Raw genomic sequence first — 22,094 nt, forward strand, 5'->3', positions numbered from 1 at the left:
CTTATTCTTCGCGAATACCGGAAAGTTCTGCACGGGAGAGCACCAGACGGGCGCGTTCAATCACCGGGCTGTCGACCATCTTGCCGTTAAGGGAAACGACGCCGAGTCCTTCGCGGGCGGCGGCTTCTGCGGCTTCAACGACCAGACGCGCATGGGCGACCTCTTTACGCGTTGGCGCATAAAGGTTGTGCAGCAGTTCGATCTGGCGGGGGTTGATCAGGGACTTACCGTCAAAGCCCAACTGTTTAATGTGGGCGGCTTCTTGCAGGAAACCGGCTTCGTTGTTGGCGTCGGAATAGACGGTATCGAAGGCCTGAATGCCGGCGGAACGCGCAGCCTGCAAAATGGCGCAGCGGGCGAACAGCAGTTCGGTGCCTTCCGGAGAGCGTTCGGTGCGCAGGTTGCGAACATAGTCTTCCGCGCCCAGCGCAATCCCGATCAACCGTTCAGAGGCGTGGGCGATTTCTACCGCGCGGGTAATACCCAGCGGCGATTCCACGGCGGCTAACAGGCCGGTACTGCCCGGTTCGCGACCGCAGGCGTTTTCAATGCGCAGAATTTCGTTTTCGATATCAATGACGTCCTGCGCGGTGTCGGTTTTCGGTAAACGCACCACGTCCGCGCCGCCGCGCACGACCGCTTCCAGATCGTTGACGCCCCATTCGGAATCCAGCGCATTCACGCGGACGATGGTTTCGACGTCACGGTAAAGCGGGTGTTGCAGCGCGTGATATACCAGACGGCGCGCCGCGTCTTTTTCGCGTAATGCAACGGAGTCTTCCAGATCGAACATCAGCGCGTCGGCCGGGTAGATAAACGAATTGCTCACCATCGCCGCGTTGGCGCCCGGTACGAATAACATACTGCGGCGGGTGCGGGTTTTACGTTGTTGCAGAGAGGCGGAAATCATTGGCGATCCTCCCAGGGCAGAGCGGCAATACCGCTGGCGCGCGCCAATAGCGTTTCCAGTCGGGCGCGCAAAATGCAGTCCAGAGCGCCTTTATCATCAACGTTCAGTTGTACGCCGCGCACGTCGTAGCGAGAAAGCACCTCCAGGATGGTGGCGCGAATGGCCTCGCCAAACTGTTTTTCAACGCTACTGCTGATTTGCAGGTCAATATCCTGCGTATCGAGCGGCGCAATGCGTATCATCACATCGCCGGACTCAAGCGTGCCTGCGACGGCTAGCTGGTTTATTTTCATTTTTCACCTGTTGCTAATACGGGGGACTTTTGACGGGCTGCCGCGCTGCCCGGATGGCGTTCGACCATGCCCTGCAAATAGCGCAGGGTGGCGTCGGGAACCAGCGGCGCGATAGCCGTGAGATCGTGTTTAACCAGCAGCTTGCGAACCCAGGAGGCGGATATCGGCGTCTCCTGGAAGCAAAGCCGCTCTATTTCCACCAGCGTAATGGGTGGGGCGGGAAGCGTTGGCGTCTCCAGCCAGAAACGCATATCAAGGTTGTACTGGGCGGTAACGGTGCAAAACGGCTCCGTACCGACAAAGCGGTGTGTGATGCCAAGCGCGGGCGCCAGATACTGGCGGAAAATCTTCAGGTCGATTTCGGTATAACAGTGATTAATGACGCTCTGCTCTTTAATGAAATAGCAGGGGAACGTCGCCCGAGAGATAATGTATTCGGAGCCGCGGTGAACGGTTAAGCGCGGGATATCGGTGGTCCCTTTAAGGACCAGATCGAGTCGGTCTTCATAGGGAAAGCGTGATGTATCTTCTTTGACCAGGAACAGATGCAGCCAGTCGCACTGTGCCGCCGCCTGTTGGATCAGATAGCGATGGCCGTTCGTGAAAGGATTGGCGTTCATCACAATACAGCCAATTTTCTTTCCCTCATGACGCAATGTCGCCAGCGATTCCGCATACCGTTTCAACCGGGTCGCGCTATTTTCCATTAAGACCATCACGCCGGGGACGCTGGCTATCGTCGAAAAGCTGCACTGTTTAAACAGCGCTTCGTATTCCGTTTTGGTATAAATAAAAAGATGGGTGCAGTGCCGTTCCCAGGCGAGATTAATCAATTCCGTCGCCAGCGTTAACGCTAAGCCTTCGCCGCGTACTGATTCGCTAATGGCCACGCATTTAATGATATTTCCGGCAATACCGCCGCAGGCAATAAGACGGTCATCACGGCTGACGGTAATAAACACCTCTACAGTGGTATCGACGCTTAAATCATTCTCTTTGAGAAAGTGAGCGATCTCCGCCATTTTTTTATTTTCAGAGCGTTTTACCCGAGTGAATACATTATTGCCAAACATAGTAAGAAATATCCTGGTGATATGCTTGTTGCCACTTTTCTGTATATGTTGCGCTGTGTTGCAACTTGATAACTTTTTCTTTTCAGTCAGAGTAGGAGTATTTTTATGACGAGTTATTTATTTTTCTCACTGACGTATACATCGTAAGGAGTATTTTGGTGGTAAATTTTGATTTATTTCACAAAGCGTTAGATGGTTTTTAAGTGTTTTATGGTTTTAAGTTTTTTAATTAATTTAATCGCCATTCCGGCGATGGGTTTTAGTTGTTTAATTGATTTAATGTGGGGAATCTGTAACGATTGGTTTTTATAGGCTTCAAGATGCTCAAAACATTTTTATTACATTTGCGATAAATCTGCAGAGAAATACCCATAAGGAACCTTAATGTCCTATCAGAAAAATAAAAAGCTGTTTCCTTTTTTTCGGCAACTCGCGTTTCCGTTACGTATTTTTCTGCTCATTCTGGTGGTTTCTGTTTTCATCGTGGCAGCGTTAGCACAATATTTGTCTGCCAGTTTCGAAGATTATCTGGCGTCCCATGTTCGTGATATGGCGATGAATCAGGCAAAAATTATTGCTTCTAACGACAGCATTATCGCCGCCGTAAAAAACCGGGACTATAAACGCCTGGCGATAATTGCGAATAAACTGCAGCGCGGGACGGATTTTGACTATGTGGTGATAGGCGATCGCCACTCGATCCGGCTTTACCATCCGAATCCGGAAAAAATCGGCTATCCCATGCAGTTTACGAAACCCGGCGCGCTGGAAAGAGGAGAAAGTTATTTCATTACCGGTAAGGGCTCAATAGGGATGGCGATGCGCGCCAAAACGCCTATCTTTGACAACGAAGGCAACGTGATCGGCGTTGTTTCAATTGGCTATCTGGTCAGTAAAATCGACTCCTGGCGGCTGGACTTCTTATTACCGATGGCGGGGGTTTTTGTCCTGTTGCTGTTGGTATTAATGCTGCTTTCCTGGTTTTTCGCCGCGCATATCCGCCGACAAATGCTGGGCATGGAGCCGAAACAGATTGCGCGCGTGGTACGCCAGCAGGAGGCGTTGTTTAGCTCGGTTTATGAAGGGCTGATCGCCGTTGATCCGGAGGGACATATCACCGCGATTAATCGCAATGCGAGAAAAATGTTGGGGCTGCCGTCGCCGGGGCGTCAGTGGCTGGGCAAGCTGATAGCGGAAGTCGTCAATCCGGCAGACTTTTTTACCTGCCAGATCGCAGAAAGACGCCAGGACGTGATGGCCAACTTCAATGGCCTGAGCGTCATCGCCAATCGTGAAGCTATCCGTTCCGGCGAGGAGTTGCTGGGCGCTATTATTAGTTTTCGCAGCAAAGATGAAATCGCGACGTTGAACGCGCAGCTAACCCAGATTAAACAGTATGTTGAGAGCCTGCGCACGCTACGCCATGAGCACCTGAACTGGATGTCGACTCTGAACGGCCTGCTGCAAATGAAGGAGTATGATCGGGTCAGAGAGATGGTGCAGGGTGAGTCGCAGGCGCAGCAGCAACTTATTGATAGTTTACGCGGCGCCTTCGCCGATCGTCAGGTGGCCGGTTTGCTGTTTGGCAAAGTTCAGCGCGCGCGTGAACTGGGGCTCAAGATGGTGATTGTTCCCGGAAGCCAGCTACATCAACTGCCGGAGGGGCTGGATAGCACGGAGTTCGCCGCCATCGTCGGGAATCTGCTGGATAACGCGTTTGAAGCGAGTTTGCGTACACAGGAAGGCGACAATACCATCGAACTTTTCCTGAGCGACGAGGGCGACGAGGTGGTGATAGAGGTCGCCGACCAGGGCTGCGGCGTTCCTGAAGCGCTGCGGGAAAAAATTTTTGAGCAGGGCGTAAGTACCCGAACCGACGAACCCGGTGAGCATGGTATCGGGTTATATCTGATTGCAAGTTATGTGGGGCGCTGTGGCGGGGTCATTACGCTGGAAGACAATGATCCTTGTGGCACCTTATTTTCTTTATTCCTTCCGAAAGTGAAAAAAAACGATGACAGAACCATTAACCCTATTGATCGTTGAGGATGAAACGCTGCTGGCGGAGATGCACGCAGAATATATCCGCCATATTCCTGGCTTTAAGCAGATATGGCTGGCGGGCAATCTGGCGCAGGCGAGAATGATGATTGACCGGTTCAAACCTGGATTAATTCTGTTGGATAATTATCTGCCGGATGGGAAGGGGATTACGCTGCTGCATGAATTAATGCAGTCGCGCTATCCCGGCGGCGTCGTGTTTACGACCGCCGCCAGTGACATGGAGACGGTAGCGGAAGCGGTACGTAGCGGCGCGTTTGATTATCTGGTCAAACCTATTGCTTATGAACGTTTGGGACAGACGCTGACCCGCTATCAACAGCGCAGACGTATGCTGGCGAGCGCGGATAGCGCAAGCCAGAAGCAGATAGATGAAATGTTCAACGCCTATGCGCGCGGCGAACCGAAAGGGGATTTGCCGACCGGTATTGATGCCTTAACCCTTAATGCGGTGATGAAGCTGTTTGCCGATCCAACCGTACGCCACACGGCTGAAACGGTCGCGCAGGCCTTAACAATAAGCCGCACCACATCCCGACGCTACCTGGAATATTGCGCGAGTCAGCACCTGATTGTCGCAGAGATTATTCATGGCAAAGTGGGCAGGCCGCAGCGTATTTACCACGGCGGCTAAGCCTGGTTTAAGATGCCGGGGCGATGTTTTCCCTCGCCCCGGCTTACCGGCTATCAGCCGCCGGTAACGGCGGAAGAGGCGCCTGGCACCATAATTTCCGTGGCGATAATGACGATCAACAGACCGACGATGACCGGAACGGACGTGCGCTTCACCACTTCAAACGGTGATATTTTAGCCATCCCGGCGACAGCGACCACGACGCCGGAGACCGGCGAAATCGTGCGCCCCAGGTTTGAGGCTTGCAGCATTGGGATGGATAAATAGGCTGGGTTGATGCCGGAGGAGTGCGCCAGTTTAGGGATCATCTCAACAAAGGCGTAAAAAGGCGCATTGCCTGAACCGGTGGTCATCGCAGCCAGCATGGTTAAAATCACTAAGACCAGCATCAGAATAATGCTGGCGGAGCCAAAAGAAGTGGCAATCGAGATCAGGCTTTGGATAAAGCCAATGGTGCTCAGCCCCTGGGCGAAAACGCCCGCCGCGACCAGCAGCATCACGACGCCGGCAAACGCATCCGCCATGCCGCGATAAGCCACTTCCAGGCCGGAAAACACATTTTGCGTGTTGAAGCCGCGCACGAATTCCAGCACGGCGGCCAGCAGCATACAGATCACCAGGATGGTAATAATGTGCAACTGCGGCCCCCATTTACCGTCAAAAATCAGTACGCCGATAATGGGCGTGAACGGCAAAAGGGCATAAAACGCCGGGGCCGTGGTGGTAATCTCCGCCACGTCCAGCATCTCATGTGAAATGTTCTCTTTTTTATCCAGATAGCGTTGCCAGAAAAAGTGCGCAATCGCCATACCGATAATTGCGGCGATGGAAATCGGCAGCGTGGTTTTGAACGCGAAATCGATTAACGGCATCTCCGCCGCTTTTGCGGCTAAAACCACATCGCCAGATGTTGGCGAGAGGATGATGGCGGCCGGAGAGGCGCAAATAGCCGCCGCCGCGCCGCGGCTAATGCCGACGTTGACCATCACAGGGAAGAGAGTAGCCATGAGCAGTACGCCAAGCCCCGTCGCGGAAGAGACGGCCAGCGACATCAGGCAGGCGACAAAATAGGCGGCAATCATCAACAGGTAGGGCGAGTTTATATACTGTAAAGGTTTCGACGCCAGCTTCACGACCATATCATTCGCGCCGATATGCGTCATATAAGCGGCAAAGCCGCACAGCATCATGATCATCATGCCAAGATCGCCGCCGCGACTCATGAGCAAAATTTTGATGTATTCAACAATATCTGTTGCGGTATAGCCGGTACTGGTTTCGCTGGCAGGTAATACCTTATGCCCCATCAGTGCGCTGATAATAAGCAGAACCAGACCGCCGACAAATAAAACGCCAGTGGCGGAATATCCCTTAATGATGTAGCGCGCTACACCCACAATAACGACGACTCCGATAAGGAGCTCTATAACTGTTAGCATTGTTTCCCCTGTCTTATCGACACCCAGAGTAAAAATAAGAGCCACAAAAGTGGTATAAAAATGTACCGAATAAAGGATGGCGCCTTACTGATTAAAATCACGGCGCGGTTATTTTTTTATGTCATCACTAAAGATGAAATATGCTTATACGAATTTTCTGTAGCGCTATAAGTATTAATTTATTGTTATTTTATTGTTTTGTTTGTTGTGCTTTGTTTTGTGTTTTTTGTGAAAACTTAGTAAGGAGCGCGCGACGGTTCTGAGTGTTAAATCAAACGCCGTTAACCCGATAATCTCTCAGGTTATTTTGCTCGCACTTTGTTAAGATTTTATTCAGGTTAATGTTGTTATTATCACGGTCGAATTTTTGAACGGTATGTATGTTGTGATGATCATCAGAAAGCATTTTTTTATTATCGCTCTCCTTGTTATGCCATGGTTGGCTATTCCTCCGGTCTCTGCTGCGGATAAAGGGTGGTTCAACACGTTTACCGATAACGTCGCAGAAACGTGGCGACAGCCTGAGCATTATGATTTGTATGTCCCCGCCATTACCTGGCATGCGCGCTTTGCCTACGATAAAGAGAAAACGGATCGCTATAACGAGCGGCCGTGGGGCGTTGGTTTTGGCCAGTCGCGCTGGGACGACAAAGGCAACTGGCATGGCCTCTATATGATGGCCTTTAAAGATTCATTTAACAAATGGGAACCCATAGGCGGTTATGGCTGGGAAAAAACCTGGCGACCGCTGGAAGACGATAATTTTCGTCTGGGACTGGGCTTTACCGCGGGCGTTACCGCGCGCGACAACTGGAATTATATTCCCATCCCTGTGCTGTTGCCTTTAGCGTCTATAGGCTATGGTCCCGCTACCTTTCAGATGACCTACATTCCGGGTTCGTATAACAACGGAAACGTCTATTTCGCCTGGATGCGTTTCCAGTTTTGACGGGGAAGGGCATTGTTCTGTTGTGAATTAAAAAGTCTTAAAAAACAATAAGTAGACAGGGTTAGCTAAAAATTAACGCGATATTTATCACTTTTTCGCAAAGTTCGACTGGACAAAATGCATCACAATTGTTGTACTGGTATCCGACACAGCATTTGTGTCTATTTTTCATGTAAAGGTAATTTTGATGTCTAAGATTAAAGGTAACGTTAAGTGGTTTAATGAATCCAAAGGATTCGGTTTCATTACTCCGGAAGATGGCAGCAAAGACGTGTTCGTACACTTCTCTGCAATCCAGACCAATGGTTTTAAAACTCTGGCTGAAGGTCAGCGCGTAGAGTTCGAAATCACTAACGGTGCCAAAGGCCCTTCCGCTGCAAACGTAACTGCTCTGTAAGCATACGTCTGACAGCAAGATTTCAAAACCCGCCCTTTCGGCGGGTTTTTTTTTGCGCTTAACGCGCCGCTGCGGCGGAAAATAGCCAGAATGCCAGCGCCGTCATGGCAAACGAACCCAACAGGTTAATCAGCACATTCAGCAGCGCCCAGCCAAAGCGCCCCTCTTGCAGCAAGAATACCACTTCAGCAGAAAAAGTAGAAAAGGTCGTCAGGCCGCCGCAAAAGCCGGTTGTGATGAGCACTTTCCACATCGGATCGATATGTGTCATGCGGTTAAACCAGGCGAACCCCATGCCGATAATAAACGCGCCAAGCAAATTTGCTGTTAGCGTACCGATGGGAATCGCCTGATGAAGCGGATTAAAACGCATACTTAGCATCCACCGGGCTACGCTCCCCGTTCCACCGCCAATAAAAACTGCTAAAAGAAGCTGTAACACTGCCGAATCCTTTATTTAATTGCTATACAGGAGGAGTGTAACGCCGAACACGCATAATTGGCGAGTCCTGACAGAGGTGTGGGAGGGGATATGTTCGTTGCAGCCGGGCAGTTTGTGGTGAGTTCTGTATGGGAAAAGAATGCGCAAGTTTGCGTTTCGTTAATGGCTCAGGCGGCGGACCGCGGCGTATCGCTTCTGGTGCTGCCTGAGGGGATATTAGCGCGAGATGACATCGACCTTGACCTGCCGATTCGCGCCGCGCAGCCGCTGGATGGCGCGTTTATGACGCGGCTTCAGGAAGAAAGCGCTCATAATAATATGACGACGATATTCACTATCCTTGTCCCGTCAACGCCTGGACGGGCGGTTAATATGCTGGTGGCACTACGGGCAGGTCACATTGTCGCGCGTTACGCGAAGCTGCATCTCTATGATGCGTTTTCGATGCAAGAATCCCAAAGTATTGATGCCGGAACCGTTATCGCGCCTGTGCTGGACGTGGAGGGGGTTAAGGTGGGGCTTATGACCTGTTATGACCTGCGCTTTCCTGACATGGCGTTAGCGCTGGCTTTACAGGGGGCTGACGTATTGGCGCTGCCGACGGGCTGGGTTCGCGGCCCGTTGAAAGAGCAGCAGTGGTCGACGCTGCTGGCGGCGAGAGCGCTGGATACCACCTGCTATATGATTGCGGCCGGGGAGTGTGGTAATCGTAATATTGGTCAAAGTCGTATTATCGATCCGTTGGGGGTAACGATAGCCGCGGCAGCCGATCGTCCGGCGCTGATCGTCGCGGAAATATTCAGAGAACGAATAGACCAGGTGCGGGAGCAACTTCCTCTTTTGCAGCAACGACGATTTGCGCCACCGCAATTATTATGATGTTTTTTTACGCAAAGCTTGATTCACCTTGTTACAGATTGCTATTGTGTGCGCGCGTCGAAAGACCGTTAATATTCTCAGGTTAATCCGGCGCGTTACGCAGCCTGTTTTTAGTGAAGAAGGTATCTATGGGTGAGATTAGTATTACCAAACTGCTGGTGGTTGCCGCACTGGTTGTTCTGCTGTTTGGTACCAAGAAGTTACGTACGCTGGGCGGAGACCTGGGCACGGCGATTAAAGGATTCAAGAAAGCAATGAACGATGAAGACGCGGGCGTTAAGAAAGACGTCGACGGTAGCGTTCAGGCTGAAAAACTCTCGCACAAAGAGTAATAGCGCGATGCGCTTGCTCCGCAGAGTAAAAAAACCGGCAACTTGCCGGTTTTTTTTGCCTGAAATGTAAGCGTCTATTACACGATCATTTCACTTCCATGCCTTTGGCCTGGAGATCAGCATGGTACGAAGAACGTACAAAGGGGCCACAGGCGGCATGGGTAAAGCCCATCGCCAGGGCTTCCGCTTTCATCTCGTCAAACTCTTCCGGGCTGACATAACGCTGTACCGGCAGGTGATGGCGGCTTGGCTGTAGATACTGACCAAGCGTCAGCATGGTGACGCCATGACGGCGTAAGTCGCGCATAACCTCAATGATTTCCGCATTGGTTTCGCCTAAGCCCACCATCAGACCCGATTTTGTCGGAATTTCCGGGTGCGCTTCTTTGAAGCGTTCCAGTAATTTCAGCGACCAGTTGTAATCGGCGCCCGGACGAACCTGGCGGTAAATACGCGGCACGTTTTCCAGGTTGTGGTTAAACACATCCGGCGGCGTCGCGTTAAGAATATCCAGCGCGCGATCCATACGTCCACGGAAGTCTGGCACCAGGGTTTCTATTTTTATCTCCGGGCTTTTGGCACGGATAGCGGTGATGCAGTCAGCAAAATGCTGGGCGCCGCCGTCACGCAGATCGTCACGGTCGACAGAGGTGATGACCACATAGCGTAGCGCCATGTCGGCGATCGTTTGCGCCAGTTTCTGCGGCTCTTCCGCATCCGGCGCAACGGGGCGGCCATGGGCGACATCACAGAACGGACAGCGGCGAGTGCAAATGGCGCCAAGGATCATAAACGTAGCGGTACCGTGGTTGAAACATTCAGCCAGGTTTGGGCAAGACGCTTCCTCGCAGACAGAATGCAGGCCATTTTTGCGCATTGCGGCTTTGATGCCCTGGATACGGGTAGAATCCGCCGGAAGTTTTATTTTCATCCATTCCGGTTTACGTAGTAGAGCGTCGCGCTCTGTGACCACATTTTTAACCGGGATAAGAGCCATCTTATCGGCATCGCGGTATTTTACACCGCGTTCCATCACAATGGGTTTACTCATAGCGTGCGTGTTCCAGTTGCGAATAACGAAGGAAAGCGTTTCAATTCAAGGGAAAGTTGTATTTATCAACTATTTTTGAATTTGTGACACGCAGTATATCATTGATAAGGGCCATAAAGCAGCCTGACAGCCCGGCAAAATGTAAAATAGTTGTTGTTTTGTGCTGTTTGCCCATATCTTCCGTGACCTGAATGCAACATTTTTGTCAGAACGCCTCACGAATGATATCAATGACGTTCTCCAGCACCGGATCGCGCAGACTCAGTTTATTGTAATGCAGCGAGAACTCGACCTGTTCACTATTCACCGGCGCGTAGGGAAGGCGTTCAAGCGGCCAGCAGCGGCTAAATAAGTCGTAGAAGCGGGTGGGCATCAGTCCCAGCAGATCGCTGCTGGCGATCAGCGAGGCAATGGTAAAAATATTGTAGCTGCTAAAACTGATTTGCTGATCGGGAAATGTCTCCTGCAGTCGCTGGCGCAGTAGGGAAAGATGTTGTCCCTCCAGCATCAGAAAGGTGTGATCCGCGCTGTTCAGTCTCTCTTCAGTAATGGCGTTCGCCAGACACGGGTGATGCTGGCGGCAGACAATCTCAAGCGTATCGCTAAACAGGACGTGATGCTGGATGCTCCGGTTGTTATAGCTATGGGTATTGATAATGAGATCGGTCTGAAACTGACTAAGCTGGCTTTCGGCATCGTCTACCGGAATATTGCGCAGCAAAAGCTGAGGATAACGCGGCCTGATGGCCTGGTAAATAATCGGCATCACTAGCGCGCCGACCGAAGGCGTCGTGCCAATTGTAATGGTACGCTGCTTATCATAGCTGCCCGTAAGATCCAGGGCGCCAAGAATAGATTCCAGCCCCTGGCTGATGTATTCGTGCAGATGCGTAGCATACGTCGTGGGCGTTACGCCCTGGCCTTTGCGAATAAACAGCGGATCGGGAAATATAGTCCGTAATTTTTGAATGGACTGGCTGATGGCTGACGGCGTCAGGTTAAGAATTTTCGCGGCATTGACGATCCCTTTATGGACATATACGGCCTCGAAAATCGTCAACAGATTGAGGTCAATATTTCTCAGTGTTCTGAAAATTTGCGGTTTGTCTTGTAGATGTTGATCGGCCGGTTGTCTTTCTGCCTGATTATTATCACTCACGCTCTGGCTCCGAATTCATTCGTATTATGAATAATAGATGAAATAGTATATTTTGCATTTATGAGTTGGTTTTAAAATTACTCTTATGAATGTATTTTAAGTCATTTCAATAAGATAAGTAACAGCAAGGCCGGGATTTTGTTCACGGAAAATTCCTCATCATGAGGACTGAAGAGGCCATGCCGCCTGGCGGCTACAGCAGGGATATAACGAAAATATAGAAAGCGGGGGGAGAAGTAAAGCATTCAAATCATATATGATTAATGACCCATAAATTTCTTGGGCCATTATATTTTACGCATTAAGCAGCAATATATTCATACGGTGGATTATTTAGCAGAGCTAAAATATTCGCCAGCAAGCGGGGCGCAATATTATCTGTGGTAGCGTCTTTCTTCCACTGCGTTATTTTAGCCATTTCCATGCCGGCATAACCACACGGGTTGATACGTAGGAAAGGAGAAAGATCCATGTTAACGTTTAGCGCTAAACCGTGGAATGAGCAGCCGCGACGGATACGTAAACCCAGCGAGCAGATTTTCTTTTCACCCACATAGACGCCCGGCGCATCGGCGCGCGGATGCGCCTCAATACCAATTTCAGCCAGCGTATTCACCACGGTCTGTTCAAGTAGGGTGACTAAATCACGCACGCCCAGTTTACGTCGTTTCAGGTTAAGTAAAACGTACATTACCTGTTGGCCCGGACCATGATAGGTCACCTGTCCTCCACGATCGCTCTGCACAACGGGAATATCGCCAGGCATCAATATATGTTCCGCTTTACCGGCCTGGCCCTGGGTAAACACCGGGTAATGCTCAACCAACCAGATTTCATCATGGCTGTTTTCATCGCGCATATCGGTAAAGTTATGCATGGCCTGAGAGATAGCTTCATAGGGCTGAAGGCCGAGCTGGCGGACAAGGATTTTATCCTGATACAAAACGGCATCTCCGTAGAGAATGAAAAAAGAGAGGAAAGTATATCACAGCGGGGGAGGCGGGGAGTTACCCGGATAAGACCGGGTAACCGTCTGGATGTATTACAATACCATTCGCACGATATCAATATTGCCCAGTTCTTCGTACAGCGTTTCAACCTGTTCAATATGGGTGGCATTAATGGTGATAGAGACCGAGTGGTAGTTGCCTTTGCTGCTCGGTTTTACCGTCGGAGAGTAATCACCAGGCGCATGGCGCTGTACCACTTCAACCACCTGATCAACCAGCTCAGGTAACGCCTGCCCCATTACTTTGTAAGTAAATGGCGTAGGGAATTCAAGCAGTTCGTTAAGTTTGGTTTTCATGTCAGCTCCGGCATTACGTAAAAAAATAACAACTCCCGCCACAGGGCGGGAGTTTTACTGATGCATAGTATATGGGGACGAAAATCACACTTTCAAGCGTTCAATTTTTATCCAAACCAGTGATGGAACATTAATTTAATGTAATCAATGATTTTACCGAAGAAGTTCCCTTCCGGGATCTCTTGCAGTACGACCAGCGGACGCTGCTCGATGGTTTTACCGTCCAGCTGGAAGTTGATGGTGCCGACCACCTGGTTTTTCTGCAGCGGCGCGTGCAGTTCTGCGGTATTCAGTACATAGCTCGCTTTCAAATCTTTCATGCGGCCGCGAGGGATCGTCAGGTAAACGTCTTTATCGACGCCCAGCGAGGCGCGATCGGTATTACCAAACCAGGCGGGTTCAGAGGCGAACTCTTTACCAGCCTTCAGCGGATTAACGGTTTCAAAGAAACGGAAGCCCCACGTCAGCAGTTTTTTGCTTTCTGTTTCACGGCCTTTATAGGTCCGTCCGCCCATCACGGCGGAAATCAATCGCATCTGGCCTTCGGTTGCGGAAGCGACCAGATTATAGCCCGCTTTGCTGGTATGGCCGGTTTTGATGCCGTCCACATTCAGGCTGTTATCCCACAGCAGACCGTTACGGTTTAACTGGCGAATGCCGTTAAAGGTGAACTCTTTTTCTTTATAAACGGCATATTCGTTAGGCACATCGCGAATTAACGCCTGACCAATCAGCGCCATATCGCGAGCTGAACTGTATTGTCCGTCGGCGTCCAGGCCGTGTACGGTCTGGAAGTGGGTATTTTTCAGCCCCAACGCGTTCACATAGCTATTCATCAGCCCGACGAAAGCATCCTGGCTACCGGCGGCGAAATCAGCCATTGCCACACAGGCGTCATTGCCGGATTGCAGATTGATGCCGCGTATCAACTGAGAGACCGGTACCTGCATTCCCGGCTTGAGGAACATCAGCGAGGAGCCTTTAAATACCGGATTGCCGGTGGCCCAGGCGTCATTACCGACGGTAACCAGGTCGGTTTCTTTAAATTTACCCGCTTTCATTGCCTGTCCGATGACGTAACTGGTCATCATCTTCGTCAGACTCGCCGGGTCGCGACGTTCGTCGGCGTTTTGTTCCGCCAGAACTTTACCGGAGTTGTAGTCGATCAGGATGTAGGATTCCGCATCGATCTGCGGAACACCCGGGATCATAGTTTTGATATTCAGGTCATCGGCATGTGCGGTTGAGATAAACGCGGCACAAAGCGCCGTGGTGAGCGCCATGCGCTGCATAAAACGAGCGGAAAAAGTGGTCTTCATGGTCTGAACTACGACGTCCGTGATGAAATTAAAAAAAGAGCCCTACTATAGCAAAAGCATAACTGGCAGGCATCTGACTTTCCGCGTGACTTTGTTAATGTCATTTACAGAAATTGACAGTACAGATACCTGCGATCGGTTACTGCGCGCTGGCGATAAAGGACTGTAATTGTGCTTCTGTTTGCAAACGTTGCTGTAACGCGCTGGCTTCGGCTTTACTGGCAAAAGGCCCCAGTTGAATACGCCAGACCGCGCCGTTTTGTATTACGCGTCCTGGTACGCTGAACTGCTGGCTTAAACGCTGTTGGTACTGCTGCGCACGCGTTTGATCGCTGACGGCGCCGACCTGGACGACGAAACGACCGCTCGCCGCGGCGGCTGGCGCGCTCACCGGGGCTGCGGCGGCAGGCGCGCTCACCGGCGTCGCAGTCGCTGGAGCCGCCACCGGTGCGGAAACCGGCGCTGGCTGTGGCGCCGGCGTCGGTTCATTACTCTCCAGCACGCCAGGCGCTAGCGTGGTCGGCGCGCCGAGGAAGCCGCTGCTGCTCACCGGCGCGCCGGTGGTATCATCACTTTTCAACGTGGAATTACTGACCGGAAGAACGTCGCCTTGCGGTTGCGCAGGCGCTGAAGAGGCGCTTCCCATGCCGCCGCTTAAATCAGGGCGAGGGGGCAGAGCGTAGGTCTGTTTCGCCACCGTCGTACAGGCCATCCCCGGGCCGGAGAGCGAACCATCCGGCGCCACGATAATGGGGTCAATCCGTACTTTAGTATTATTCGAGGTATTCAGACGATCCGCCGCCGCGCGGGACAGGGAGATGACCCGATCGGTGCCATAGGGGCCGCGATCGTTAATACGCACGACGATCATGCGACCGTTGGCCAGGTTGGTGATTCGCGCATAGCTGGGGATAGGCAGTGTCGGATGGGCGGCGGTAAGCTGCATCGGATCGAACATCTCCCCGGAGGCGGTTAAATTACTGCCGGGTTCCGCATCATAAATAGCGGCCAGGCCAGCCTGGCTAAAGCGGGACGGGTCCTGAACGATTTTATAACTTTTACCGTCACGCTGATAATCCTGGTTTGCGGTCGGATTCAGAGGTTCATAACGCGGTTCCGCTCCGCTGATTTCCACAGTCGGACCATTACATACCGCAGGTTGCGGCGCGACGGTGGTTTGCTGCTGACCGCCGTCATTAGTACATGCCGCGAGTAGTACTATCCCTGCCGCGACGCAGATTACAGGCAACTGCTTACGCATTGCGCACCCCTTATACGCTTTTCGACAACATTTTTCTGTGGGTGTGGATCGACATCACAATCCCGAACCCGGCCATCAGCACAATCAGTGCGGAGCCCCCGTAGCTGACCAGGGGTAAAGGTACTCCAACCACAGGCAGAATACCGCTCACCATACCAATATTTACGAAGACATAAACGAATAATATTAACATTAATCCGCCAGCCATCACGCGACCAAATGTAGTTTGCGCTCTGGCGGCAATCCACAAGCCGCGCATTATTAGCAAAATATAGAGCGCGAGTAGAATCAGGATGCCCACCAGACCGAGCTCTTCCGCCAGTACCGCGAAGATAAAGTCGGTATGGCGTTCGGGTAAAAACTCCAGCTGCGACTGGGTGCCGTGGAGCCAGCCTTTACCGCGCAGGCCGCCTGAGCCAATGGCGATTTTAGACTGAATAATATGATAGCCCGCGCCCAGCGGATCGGTCTCCGGATCAAGGAGCATCATGACGCGCTGGCGTTGGTAATCGTGCATCAGGAAAAACCACAAAATAGGAATAAATGCAGCGATCAATACAATGGCGACCCCAATTAAGCGCCAGCTCAGACCAGACAAAAATAGGACAAAGAGACCGGAAAGGGCGACCAGAATAGACGTCCCCAGGTCCGGCTGGGCGGCAACCAGCAGGGTAGGCATAAAGATTAATACCAGGGCGATGGCGGTATTTTTCAGCGAGGGCGGACAGACGTCACGGTTAATAAAGCGGGCGACCATCAGCGGCACGGCGATTTTGGCTATTTCCGAAGGCTGAAAGCGAACGATTCCCAGATCGAGCCAGCGCTGCGCGCCTTTGGATATTGCGCCGAAGGCATCAACGGCGACCAGCAAAATGATACAAATGATATAGAGATAGGGCGCCCAGCCTTCATATACGCGCGGCGGGATCTGCGCCATCACCACCATAACCACCAGCCCCATCGCAATCTGACCGATTTTACGCTCCATCATGCCGATGTCCTGGCCGCTGGCGCTCCAGATGACCAATGCGCTGTAAACCAGTAACGCCAGCAGAATGAGTAGCATCGTGGGATCGATATGAATTTTATCCCAGAAGGTTTTTTTGTTCGGATTATCCGTCATGATTATTGGTCCTCCGCCGCTGCAACCACCGGGTTTTCCGCAGGCAAATGGGTGTTGTTGTCGCCCAGCATGATGTGATCAAGGATTTGGCGCATGATCGTGCCTACTGCCGGGCCTGCGCCGCCGTTTTCAAGGATGATCGCGACGGCGACCTGGGGATTGTTATACGGCGCAAAGGCGGTCATCAATTTATGGTCGCGCAGGCGCTCGGCGATTTTATGCGCATTGTACGTTTCGTTGGCCTTCAGGCCAAAGACCTGCGCGGTGCCCGACTTCGCCGCGATTTTATAGGGCGCGCTGGCAAAATATTTATGCGCCGTGCCGTTAGGGCGGTTGGCGACGCCATACATGCCATCTTTCGCAATTTCCCAGTAGCCGGAGTGAATATCGCCCACCGGCGGCTCATGCGGCTGTACCCACGGCACCTGTTTACCGTTTTCCGCGGTGCTCATTAACAGATGCGGGACTTTAACTACACCGTCGTTAATAAGGATCATCAGCGCCTTACTCATCTGAATCGGCGTTGCCGTCCAGTAGCCCTGGCCGATGCCCACCGGAATCGTATCGCCCTGATACCACGGTTTTTTAAAGCGTTTCTGTTTCCACTCGCGGGTCGGCATATTACCAGAGCGCTCTTCTGCGAGATCAATTCCCGTATAGTGACCATAGCCGAACTTACCCATCCATTCTGACAGGCGATCGATCCCCATGTCATAGGCCACCTGATAGAAGAAGGTATCTGCCGACTCTTCAAGGGATTTGGTGATATTCAGATGCCCGTGGCCCCATTTTTTCCAGTCGCGGTAGCGTTTCTCAGACCCCGGCAACTGCCACCAGCCAGGGTCGAAAAGACTGGTGTTACGGGTGATGACGCCAGCGCTTAACGCCGATACGGCGACGTAAGGCTTAACGGTAGAAGCGGGTGGGTAGACACCCTGAGTCGCGCGGTTCACTAATGGCGTGTTCGGGTCGTTAAGCAGCCCGGAGTAATCTTTGCTGGAGATGCCATCCACGAAAAGGTTAGGGTCGTAACTTGGCATGGAGACCAGCGATAGCACGCCGCCGGTACGCGGATCGGTGACAATCACCGCCGCGCGACTGCCTGCCAGCAGCGTTTCAATATACTGCTGGAGCTTGAGATCCAGCGTCAGGTGGATATCGTGTCCGGCCTGCGGCGGCACCTCTTTAAGCTGGCGAATAACGCGACCGCGGTTGTTGACTTCAACCTCTTCATAACCGGTTTGCCCATGCAGAATATCTTCATAGTAGCGCTCAATGCCCAGCTTGCCGATGTCATGGGTGGCGGCGTAGTTCGCCAGTTTGTTTTCTCTGTCGAGACGCTCGACGTCTTTATCATTGATTTTCGATACGTAGCCGATAACGTGGGTCAGCGCCGATCCGTATGGATAATAGCGGCGTTTATAGCCTTTGACTTCGACGCCCGGAAAACGGTACTGGTTGACAGCAAAGCGCGCGACCTGAACTTCCGTCAGGTTTGTTTTCACCGGAATAGAAGTAAAGCGATGGGATCGGGCGCGCTCTTTTTTAAAGGCGGCGATATCGTCGTCGTTTAAATCGACCACACTGCGTAGCGCATCCAGCGTTTGCTGAACGTTATCCACCTTTTCCGGCATCATTTCAATCTGATAGATAGTGCGGTTCAGCGCAAGGGGAATGCCGTTGCGGTCGTAGATTATCCCGCGGCTTGGCGCAATTGGCACCAGCTTGATACGGTTTTCGTTCGAGCGGGTCTGGTAATCGGTAAAACGAAGGATTTGCAGATTATACAAATTGGCGATCAGTACGCCGGTCAGCAGCAAAATACCCAAAAAGGCGACCAGCGCCCGACGCACAAACAGTGCGGACTCAGCCGTATAGTCACGAAAAGAATTTTGTCGTTTCATCCGCTGCTTAATCTTCTCAAGACTTCACGATCACTCACGGTGATAAGGGTGGTTGGTTGTGATGCTCCACGCCCGGTACAAACTCTCCGCGACCAGAACCCGAACCAGCGGGTGAGGGAGCGTTAACGCCGAGAGCGACCAGCTCTGTTCCGCTGCCGCTTTGCAGGCGGGAGATAATCCTTCCGGGCCGCCAATCAGCAAACTGACGTCGCGCCCGTCCTGTTTCCAGCGCTCCAGCTCATTGGCTAACTGCGGCGTATCCCACGGCTTGCCTGGAATATCCAGGGTAACAATGCGATTCTTACCGGCGGCGGCCAGCATCTGCTCGCCCTCTTTGTCGAGAATGCGTTTGATATCCGCGTTCTTGCCGCGTTTGCCCGCAGGGATTTCGATCAGCTCAAAGGGCATATCTTTCGGAAAACGACGCAGATATTCCGTAAATCCCGTTTGAACCCAGTCGGGCATCTTCGTGCCGACAGCGACAAGTTGCAGCTTCACGCATTAACTCCAGAGTTTTTCCAGTTCATACAGGCGGCGACTTTCTTCCTGCATGACATGCACAATCACATCGCCCAGATCGACGACAATCCAGTCAGCCGCATTTTCGCCTTCGACGCCCAATGGCAGCATACCGGCCGCGCGCGACGACTGCACCACGTGGTCGGCAATAGACATAACGTGACGGCTGGAGGTGCCGGTACAAATAATCATACAGTCGGTGATACTGGATTTACCCTGAACATCTAAGGCGATGATGTCCTGACCTTTCAGGTCATCAATTTTGTCGATAACAAAATCCTGGAGTGCTTTACCCTGCAAGTTTTCCCCCTGGGTGAATAATTGCGTTATAACGATAGAAAAAGGCCAACAGGCTGGACCGGTAAGGCGTTGCGAGTTAACGCTAACCTTCCGGCGGGACGCCGTGTAGTATACCTGAATCAGCGGCGATACCGGGACTTATGTCGCCGGATCGGCGTTTAAAACCAGATTATCATCCCATCCCACGTCACAGAAAGCATCGCCATTTTTGTAAAACAATTTCTGCAAAGCTCTGCAAGGTGAAAAAAGCCTGGCTGCGGAGAATAACAGCCTGTCGGGGGCTGTCAATGGGCGAAACCGCTGCGGCGAGAAAAAACGGAAAATTCATCACTCAGGCCGCCAGACGGCACGACTATTTAATACTTTCAGGGTGGCGAACCCTTCGCATATGTCGATTGCGCTCCAGCATCCCTGTTCTACCCGGAAATGCCATAGCGAGGCGGCGGGCATTGCGAGCAGACGGGCAATCAACAGGCTGAGTACGCCCTGATGGCTGACGATCAGCAGGTTCTGGCAATCGCTAAACGCGTCGAGTCGCGAGATAAAGCGCTCTACGCGCCGGGTAAAAGCCTGAAAACCCTCGCCATTGGTCGGAACCGCATTCTGCCAGTCCGTACACCAGGCGGCATAGCTTTCGGCATCTTCATGGGTGAGGTCGCGGTGATGGCGCATTTCCCAGTCGCCAAAGTACATCTCATTAAGCTCAGGTAAGATGTGTTGCGGCACATCCCGGCCCTCCAGTACGAGCCGGGCGGTATGGCGCGCGCGCTCCAGCTCGCTGCATAACACCCGGTCAAATGGCGCGTGGCGCAATAAAGTATGTAGCGTTTTCGCCTGGCCAATCCCTTTTTCCGTTAACGGCGTGGGAGCATGTCCGCTATACAACCCGGCGACATTGGCCTCAGTTTCGCCATGACGCACCAGCCACAATCGCATGGTATTCCTCATGAGGTTAAATGCGCAAAACATGATAATGCCCCTGATTGCGCAACGTTTTTTCACTAAAATAGCGTTTTTTGGCCGGAGGCATAATGGCGTTATTCAACAGCGCGCATGGCGGTAATATTCGGGAAGCCGCGACGGTGTTGGGCATCTCGCCTGACCAGTTACTGGATTTTAGCGCAAACATTAATCCGCTGGGTATGCCTGTCAGCGTGAAACGCGCGCTTATCGACAATCTGGACTGCATTGAGCGCTACCCGGACGCCGATTATTTTCATTTGCACCAGGCGCTGGCGCGTCATCATCAGGTGCCGGCATCGTGGATACTGGCGGGAAATGGCGAGACGGAGTCAATCTTTACCGTGGCGAGCGGTCTTAAACCGCGTCGTGCAATGATTGTCACGCCAGGTTTCGCGGAGTATGGCCGGGCGCTGGCGCAAAGTGGCTGTGAAATTCGTCGCTGGTCTCTACGCGAAGCGGATGGCTGGCAGCTTACCGATGCCATTCTTGAGGCGTTGACGCCCGATCTGGACTGCCTGTTTCTGTGTACGCCCAATAATCCTACCGGCCTGCTGCCGGAGCGGCAGTTATTACAGGCCATTGCCGTACGCTGCAAATCGCTGAACATTAACCTGATCCTGGATGAAGCGTTTATCGATTTTATTCCGCATGAGACGGGCTTTATTCCTGCTCTTAAAGATAATCCGCATATCTGGGTGCTGCGTTCGCTGACCAAATTTTATGCTATTCCCGGCCTGCGGTTGGGATATCTCGTCAACAGCGATGACGCGGCGGTGGCGCGGATGCGTCGCCAACAAATGCCGTGGTCGGTTAACGCGCTGGCGGCGCTTGCCGGTGAGGTAGCGTTACAGGATAGCGCCTGGCAACAGGCGACCTGGCATTGGTTACGGGAGGAGGGCGCCCGGTTTTATCAGGCGCTTTGTCAGCTCCCCCTGCTGACGGTTTATCCCGGGCGGGCAAACTATCTGTTGTTACGCTGTGAGCGAGAGGATATTGACCTGCAGCGACGGTTGCTGACGCAGCGGATTTTAATTCGTAGCTGCGCTAACTACCCGGGGCTGGACAGCCGCTATTATCGTGTGGCGATACGCAGCGCTGCGCAAAACGAGCGTCTGCTGTCGGCGCTGCGCAATGTGCTTACCGGTATAACCCCTGCTGATTGATGTAGTTCAGCACGTTTTCCGGCAACAGATCGTCGCAGGACTCGCCTTTTTCCAGCCGTTCGCGGATGAGGGTTGCGGAGATATTAAGCCAGGGCGTTTCCGCCAGGTAAATTTTACCGGCTGGCAACTGGTGTAGATCGTCCGGCGTATGGGTCAGATGCTGTTCCAGCCACTGCTGGTGTTGCGCCTGCGTCATTTCAAGGGGATAGCCCGGACGACGACAAACGATCAGGTGAGTGTTATCAAGGATGGTGTCGTAATCATGCCAGGTGGGGAAGTTAAGCAGAGAGTCCTGGCCGATAATAAACGCCAGCGGCGCTTCGGGACCCTGTTCTTCGCGCCATGCTTTCAACGTTTGCGCAGTGTAAGAGGGCGCGTTTCGCTGTAGCTCGCGTTCATCCAGCGTAAAAAGCGGCTTATCGGCGATAGCCAGCTCCAGCATATATTTACGCTGCGCGCTGGAGGCTTCCGGCTGGGGGCGATGCGGCGGCACATTGTTAGGCATAATAATCACCCGCGATAAGCCGATCAGATTCGCCAGCGTTTCAACAGGTTTAAGATGTCCATAATGCACCGGATCAAAGGTGCCGCCGAATAAAGCCTGTAACGATTTCATA

24 protein-coding genes are annotated in these 22,094 nt (G+C 52.3%); 7 read left to right on the forward strand and 17 right to left on the reverse strand.

Annotated elements, in window-relative coordinates; translation table 11 throughout:
* Position 1: 1 nt before the first annotated feature.
* Genes citE through citC form a run of 3 tightly spaced genes read right to left on the reverse strand, consistent with a single transcriptional unit; the run spans position 2 to position 2,276 of the window.
* The gene (gene citE, locus NAZ64_RS08725) at positions 2–910 is read right to left on the reverse strand and encodes a citrate (pro-3S)-lyase subunit beta (RefSeq protein WP_000622342.1); all 909 of its coding nucleotides are present in this window, start codon (positions 908–910) and stop codon (positions 2–4) included.
* Positions 907–1,203: a citrate lyase acyl carrier protein gene (gene citD / locus NAZ64_RS08730; protein WP_000700685.1), complete on the reverse strand. Its 297-nt coding sequence runs from the start codon at positions 1,201–1,203 to the stop codon at positions 907–909. Before citD ends, citE begins: the two co-directional genes overlap by 4 nt.
* Positions 1,200–2,276: a [citrate (pro-3S)-lyase] ligase gene (gene citC, locus NAZ64_RS08735; RefSeq protein WP_000467874.1), complete on the reverse strand. Its 1,077-nt coding sequence runs from the start codon at positions 2,274–2,276 to the stop codon at positions 1,200–1,202. Before citC ends, citD begins: the two co-directional genes overlap by 4 nt.
* A gap of 384 nt (positions 2,277–2,660) precedes the next feature.
* On the opposite strand from citC, the gene dpiB reads away from it, so the two are divergent.
* Positions 2,661–4,322: a sensor histidine kinase DpiB gene (gene dpiB, locus NAZ64_RS08740; protein ID WP_000121807.1), complete on the forward strand. Its 1,662-nt coding sequence runs from the start codon at positions 2,661–2,663 to the stop codon at positions 4,320–4,322.
* A complete protein-coding gene (dpiA, locus tag NAZ64_RS08745; protein ID WP_000138778.1) occupies positions 4,291–4,971 on the forward strand; it encodes a two-component response regulator DpiA in 681 nt (226 codons plus the stop codon). The genes dpiB and dpiA overlap by 32 nt, the downstream gene beginning before the upstream one ends.
* Positions 4,972–5,024: 53 nt before the next feature.
* Here dpiA and dcuC read toward each other — a convergent pair whose 3' ends face one another.
* Positions 5,025–6,410 carry an anaerobic C4-dicarboxylate transporter DcuC gene (dcuC, locus tag NAZ64_RS08750; RefSeq protein ID WP_000958619.1) on the reverse strand — a complete coding sequence of 462 codons (1,386 nt, stop codon included), beginning with the start codon at positions 6,408–6,410 and terminating at the stop codon, positions 5,025–5,027.
* 376 nt (positions 6,411–6,786) lie between these two features.
* Between dcuC and pagP the strand changes: the two genes are divergently transcribed.
* Together pagP and cspE are read left to right on the forward strand one after the other, a co-directional pair.
* Positions 6,787–7,359 (forward strand): lipid IV(A) palmitoyltransferase PagP, encoded by a 573-nt coding sequence (gene pagP, locus NAZ64_RS08755; RefSeq protein ID WP_077912237.1) that lies wholly within the window; start codon positions 6,787–6,789, stop codon positions 7,357–7,359.
* Positions 7,360–7,546: 187 nt separating this feature from the next.
* Complete coding sequence (cspE, locus tag NAZ64_RS08760; protein WP_000034826.1) at positions 7,547–7,756, forward strand: transcription antiterminator/RNA stability regulator CspE; 210 nt, start codon at positions 7,547–7,549, stop codon at positions 7,754–7,756.
* Between the two features lie 58 nt (positions 7,757–7,814).
* Here the strand turns inward: cspE and crcB are convergent, their stop codons facing one another.
* On the reverse strand, positions 7,815–8,198 hold the full coding sequence (gene crcB, locus NAZ64_RS08765; RefSeq protein WP_000939753.1) for a fluoride efflux transporter CrcB: 384 nt from the start codon (positions 8,196–8,198) through the stop codon (positions 7,815–7,817).
* Positions 8,199–8,288: 90 nt separating this feature from the next.
* Here crcB and NAZ64_RS08770 point away from each other — a divergent pair, with 90 nt between their 5' ends.
* Both NAZ64_RS08770 and tatE read left to right on the forward strand, forming a co-directional pair.
* Positions 8,289–9,077 carry a deaminated glutathione amidase gene (locus NAZ64_RS08770; protein WP_000495789.1) on the forward strand — a complete coding sequence of 263 codons (789 nt, stop codon included), beginning with the start codon at positions 8,289–8,291 and terminating at the stop codon, positions 9,075–9,077.
* 128 nt (positions 9,078–9,205) lie between these two features.
* Positions 9,206–9,409 (forward strand): twin-arginine translocase subunit TatE, encoded by a 204-nt coding sequence (gene tatE / locus NAZ64_RS08775; RefSeq protein WP_000503938.1) that lies wholly within the window; start codon positions 9,206–9,208, stop codon positions 9,407–9,409.
* 85 nt (positions 9,410–9,494) lie between these two features.
* Here tatE and lipA read toward each other — a convergent pair whose 3' ends face one another.
* The 11 genes from lipA to NAZ64_RS08830 form a co-directional block, all read right to left on the reverse strand.
* Positions 9,495–10,460 (reverse strand): lipoyl synthase, encoded by a 966-nt coding sequence (lipA, locus tag NAZ64_RS08780; RefSeq protein ID WP_000042640.1) that lies wholly within the window; start codon positions 10,458–10,460, stop codon positions 9,495–9,497.
* Positions 10,461–10,665: 205 nt separating this feature from the next.
* Complete coding sequence (locus NAZ64_RS08785) at positions 10,666–11,619, reverse strand: YbeF family transcriptional regulator (protein WP_001282817.1); 954 nt, start codon at positions 11,617–11,619, stop codon at positions 10,666–10,668.
* Positions 11,620–11,920: 301 nt separating this feature from the next.
* A complete protein-coding gene (gene lipB / locus NAZ64_RS08790) occupies positions 11,921–12,562 on the reverse strand; it encodes a lipoyl(octanoyl) transferase LipB (RefSeq protein WP_000284012.1) in 642 nt (213 codons plus the stop codon).
* Between the two features lie 99 nt (positions 12,563–12,661).
* Positions 12,662–12,925, reverse strand: a complete 264-nt coding sequence (ybeD, locus tag NAZ64_RS08795) for a DUF493 family protein YbeD (RefSeq protein WP_000850547.1) — start codon at positions 12,923–12,925, stop codon at positions 12,662–12,664.
* Positions 12,926–13,032: 107 nt separating this feature from the next.
* Positions 13,033–14,244 carry a D-alanyl-D-alanine carboxypeptidase DacA gene (dacA, locus tag NAZ64_RS08800; protein ID WP_000858711.1) on the reverse strand — a complete coding sequence of 404 codons (1,212 nt, stop codon included), beginning with the start codon at positions 14,242–14,244 and terminating at the stop codon, positions 13,033–13,035.
* Positions 14,245–14,383: 139 nt separating this feature from the next.
* Complete coding sequence (rlpA, locus tag NAZ64_RS08805; RefSeq protein WP_483640914.1) at positions 14,384–15,505, reverse strand: endolytic peptidoglycan transglycosylase RlpA; 1,122 nt, start codon at positions 15,503–15,505, stop codon at positions 14,384–14,386.
* A 10-nt stretch (positions 15,506–15,515) separates the two neighbouring features.
* Positions 15,516–16,628, reverse strand: coding sequence for a peptidoglycan glycosyltransferase MrdB (gene mrdB / locus NAZ64_RS08810; protein ID WP_000131713.1), 1,113 nt, complete (start codon positions 16,626–16,628; stop codon positions 15,516–15,518).
* 2 nt (positions 16,629–16,630) lie between these two features.
* Positions 16,631–18,532 (reverse strand): peptidoglycan DD-transpeptidase MrdA, encoded by a 1,902-nt coding sequence (mrdA, locus tag NAZ64_RS08815; protein ID WP_220569349.1) that lies wholly within the window; start codon positions 18,530–18,532, stop codon positions 16,631–16,633.
* Between the two features lie 30 nt (positions 18,533–18,562).
* Positions 18,563–19,030, reverse strand: coding sequence for a 23S rRNA (pseudouridine(1915)-N(3))-methyltransferase RlmH (gene rlmH, locus NAZ64_RS08820; RefSeq protein ID WP_000776107.1), 468 nt, complete (start codon positions 19,028–19,030; stop codon positions 18,563–18,565).
* A gap of 3 nt (positions 19,031–19,033) precedes the next feature.
* Positions 19,034–19,351, reverse strand: a complete 318-nt coding sequence (gene rsfS / locus NAZ64_RS08825; protein ID WP_001161670.1) for a ribosome silencing factor — start codon at positions 19,349–19,351, stop codon at positions 19,034–19,036.
* A 327-nt stretch (positions 19,352–19,678) separates the two neighbouring features.
* Positions 19,679–20,287: an adenosylcobalamin/alpha-ribazole phosphatase gene (locus tag NAZ64_RS08830; RefSeq protein WP_001241922.1), complete on the reverse strand. Its 609-nt coding sequence runs from the start codon at positions 20,285–20,287 to the stop codon at positions 19,679–19,681.
* Positions 20,288–20,382: 95 nt separating this feature from the next.
* On the opposite strand from NAZ64_RS08830, the gene cobD reads away from it, so the two are divergent.
* A complete protein-coding gene (gene cobD / locus NAZ64_RS08835) occupies positions 20,383–21,477 on the forward strand; it encodes a threonine-phosphate decarboxylase CobD (RefSeq protein WP_061378691.1) in 1,095 nt (364 codons plus the stop codon).
* On the opposite strand, the gene nadD is transcribed toward cobD, so the two are convergent.
* Entirely contained in the window at positions 21,452–22,093 is a 642-nt protein-coding gene (gene nadD / locus NAZ64_RS08840) for a nicotinate-nucleotide adenylyltransferase (RefSeq protein WP_001518902.1), read from the reverse strand. The two genes, cobD and nadD, sit on opposite strands and share 26 nt — an antisense overlap.
* Between the last annotated feature and the right edge of the window lies 1 nt (position 22,094).

The sequence above is a fragment of the Salmonella sp. A1325 genome, assembly GCF_056991255.1.

Excerpts from the sequence above, each read along its gene's own strand:
- citC (WP_000467874.1), bottom strand. The coding sequence starts at position 2,276 with ATGTTTGGCAATAATGTATTCACTCGGGTAAAACGCTCTGAAAATAAA.
- mrdB (WP_000131713.1), bottom strand. The coding sequence starts at position 16,628 with ATGACGGATAATCCGAACAAAAAAACCTTCTGGGATAAAATTCATATC.
- NAZ64_RS08770 (WP_000495789.1), top strand. The coding sequence starts at position 8,289 with ATGTTCGTTGCAGCCGGGCAGTTTGTGGTGAGTTCTGTATGGGAAAAG.
- lipA (WP_000042640.1), bottom strand. The coding sequence starts at position 10,460 with ATGAGTAAACCCATTGTGATGGAACGCGGTGTAAAATACCGCGATGCC.
- nadD (WP_001518902.1), bottom strand. The coding sequence starts at position 22,093 with ATGAAATCGTTACAGGCTTTATTCGGCGGCACCTTTGATCCGGTGCAT.
- tatE (WP_000503938.1), top strand. The coding sequence starts at position 9,206 with ATGGGTGAGATTAGTATTACCAAACTGCTGGTGGTTGCCGCACTGGTT.
- citE (WP_000622342.1), bottom strand. The coding sequence starts at position 910 with ATGATTTCCGCCTCTCTGCAACAACGTAAAACCCGCACCCGCCGCAGT.
- rlpA (WP_483640914.1), bottom strand. The coding sequence starts at position 15,505 with ATGCGTAAGCAGTTGCCTGTAATCTGCGTCGCGGCAGGGATAGTACTA.
- dpiB (WP_000121807.1), top strand. The coding sequence starts at position 2,661 with ATGTCCTATCAGAAAAATAAAAAGCTGTTTCCTTTTTTTCGGCAACTC.
- cobD (WP_061378691.1), top strand. The coding sequence starts at position 20,383 with ATGGCGTTATTCAACAGCGCGCATGGCGGTAATATTCGGGAAGCCGCG.
- citD (WP_000700685.1), bottom strand. The coding sequence starts at position 1,203 with ATGAAAATAAACCAGCTAGCCGTCGCAGGCACGCTTGAGTCCGGCGAT.
- NAZ64_RS08830 (WP_001241922.1), bottom strand. The coding sequence starts at position 20,287 with ATGCGATTGTGGCTGGTGCGTCATGGCGAAACTGAGGCCAATGTCGCC.
- cspE (WP_000034826.1), top strand. The coding sequence starts at position 7,547 with ATGTCTAAGATTAAAGGTAACGTTAAGTGGTTTAATGAATCCAAAGGA.
- pagP (WP_077912237.1), top strand. The coding sequence starts at position 6,787 with ATGTATGTTGTGATGATCATCAGAAAGCATTTTTTTATTATCGCTCTC.
- dpiA (WP_000138778.1), top strand. The coding sequence starts at position 4,291 with ATGACAGAACCATTAACCCTATTGATCGTTGAGGATGAAACGCTGCTG.
- dcuC (WP_000958619.1), bottom strand. The coding sequence starts at position 6,410 with ATGCTAACAGTTATAGAGCTCCTTATCGGAGTCGTCGTTATTGTGGGT.
- ybeD (WP_000850547.1), bottom strand. The coding sequence starts at position 12,925 with ATGAAAACCAAACTTAACGAACTGCTTGAATTCCCTACGCCATTTACT.
- dacA (WP_000858711.1), bottom strand. The coding sequence starts at position 14,244 with ATGAAGACCACTTTTTCCGCTCGTTTTATGCAGCGCATGGCGCTCACC.
- mrdA (WP_220569349.1), bottom strand. The coding sequence starts at position 18,532 with ATGAAACGACAAAATTCTTTTCGTGACTATACGGCTGAGTCCGCACTG.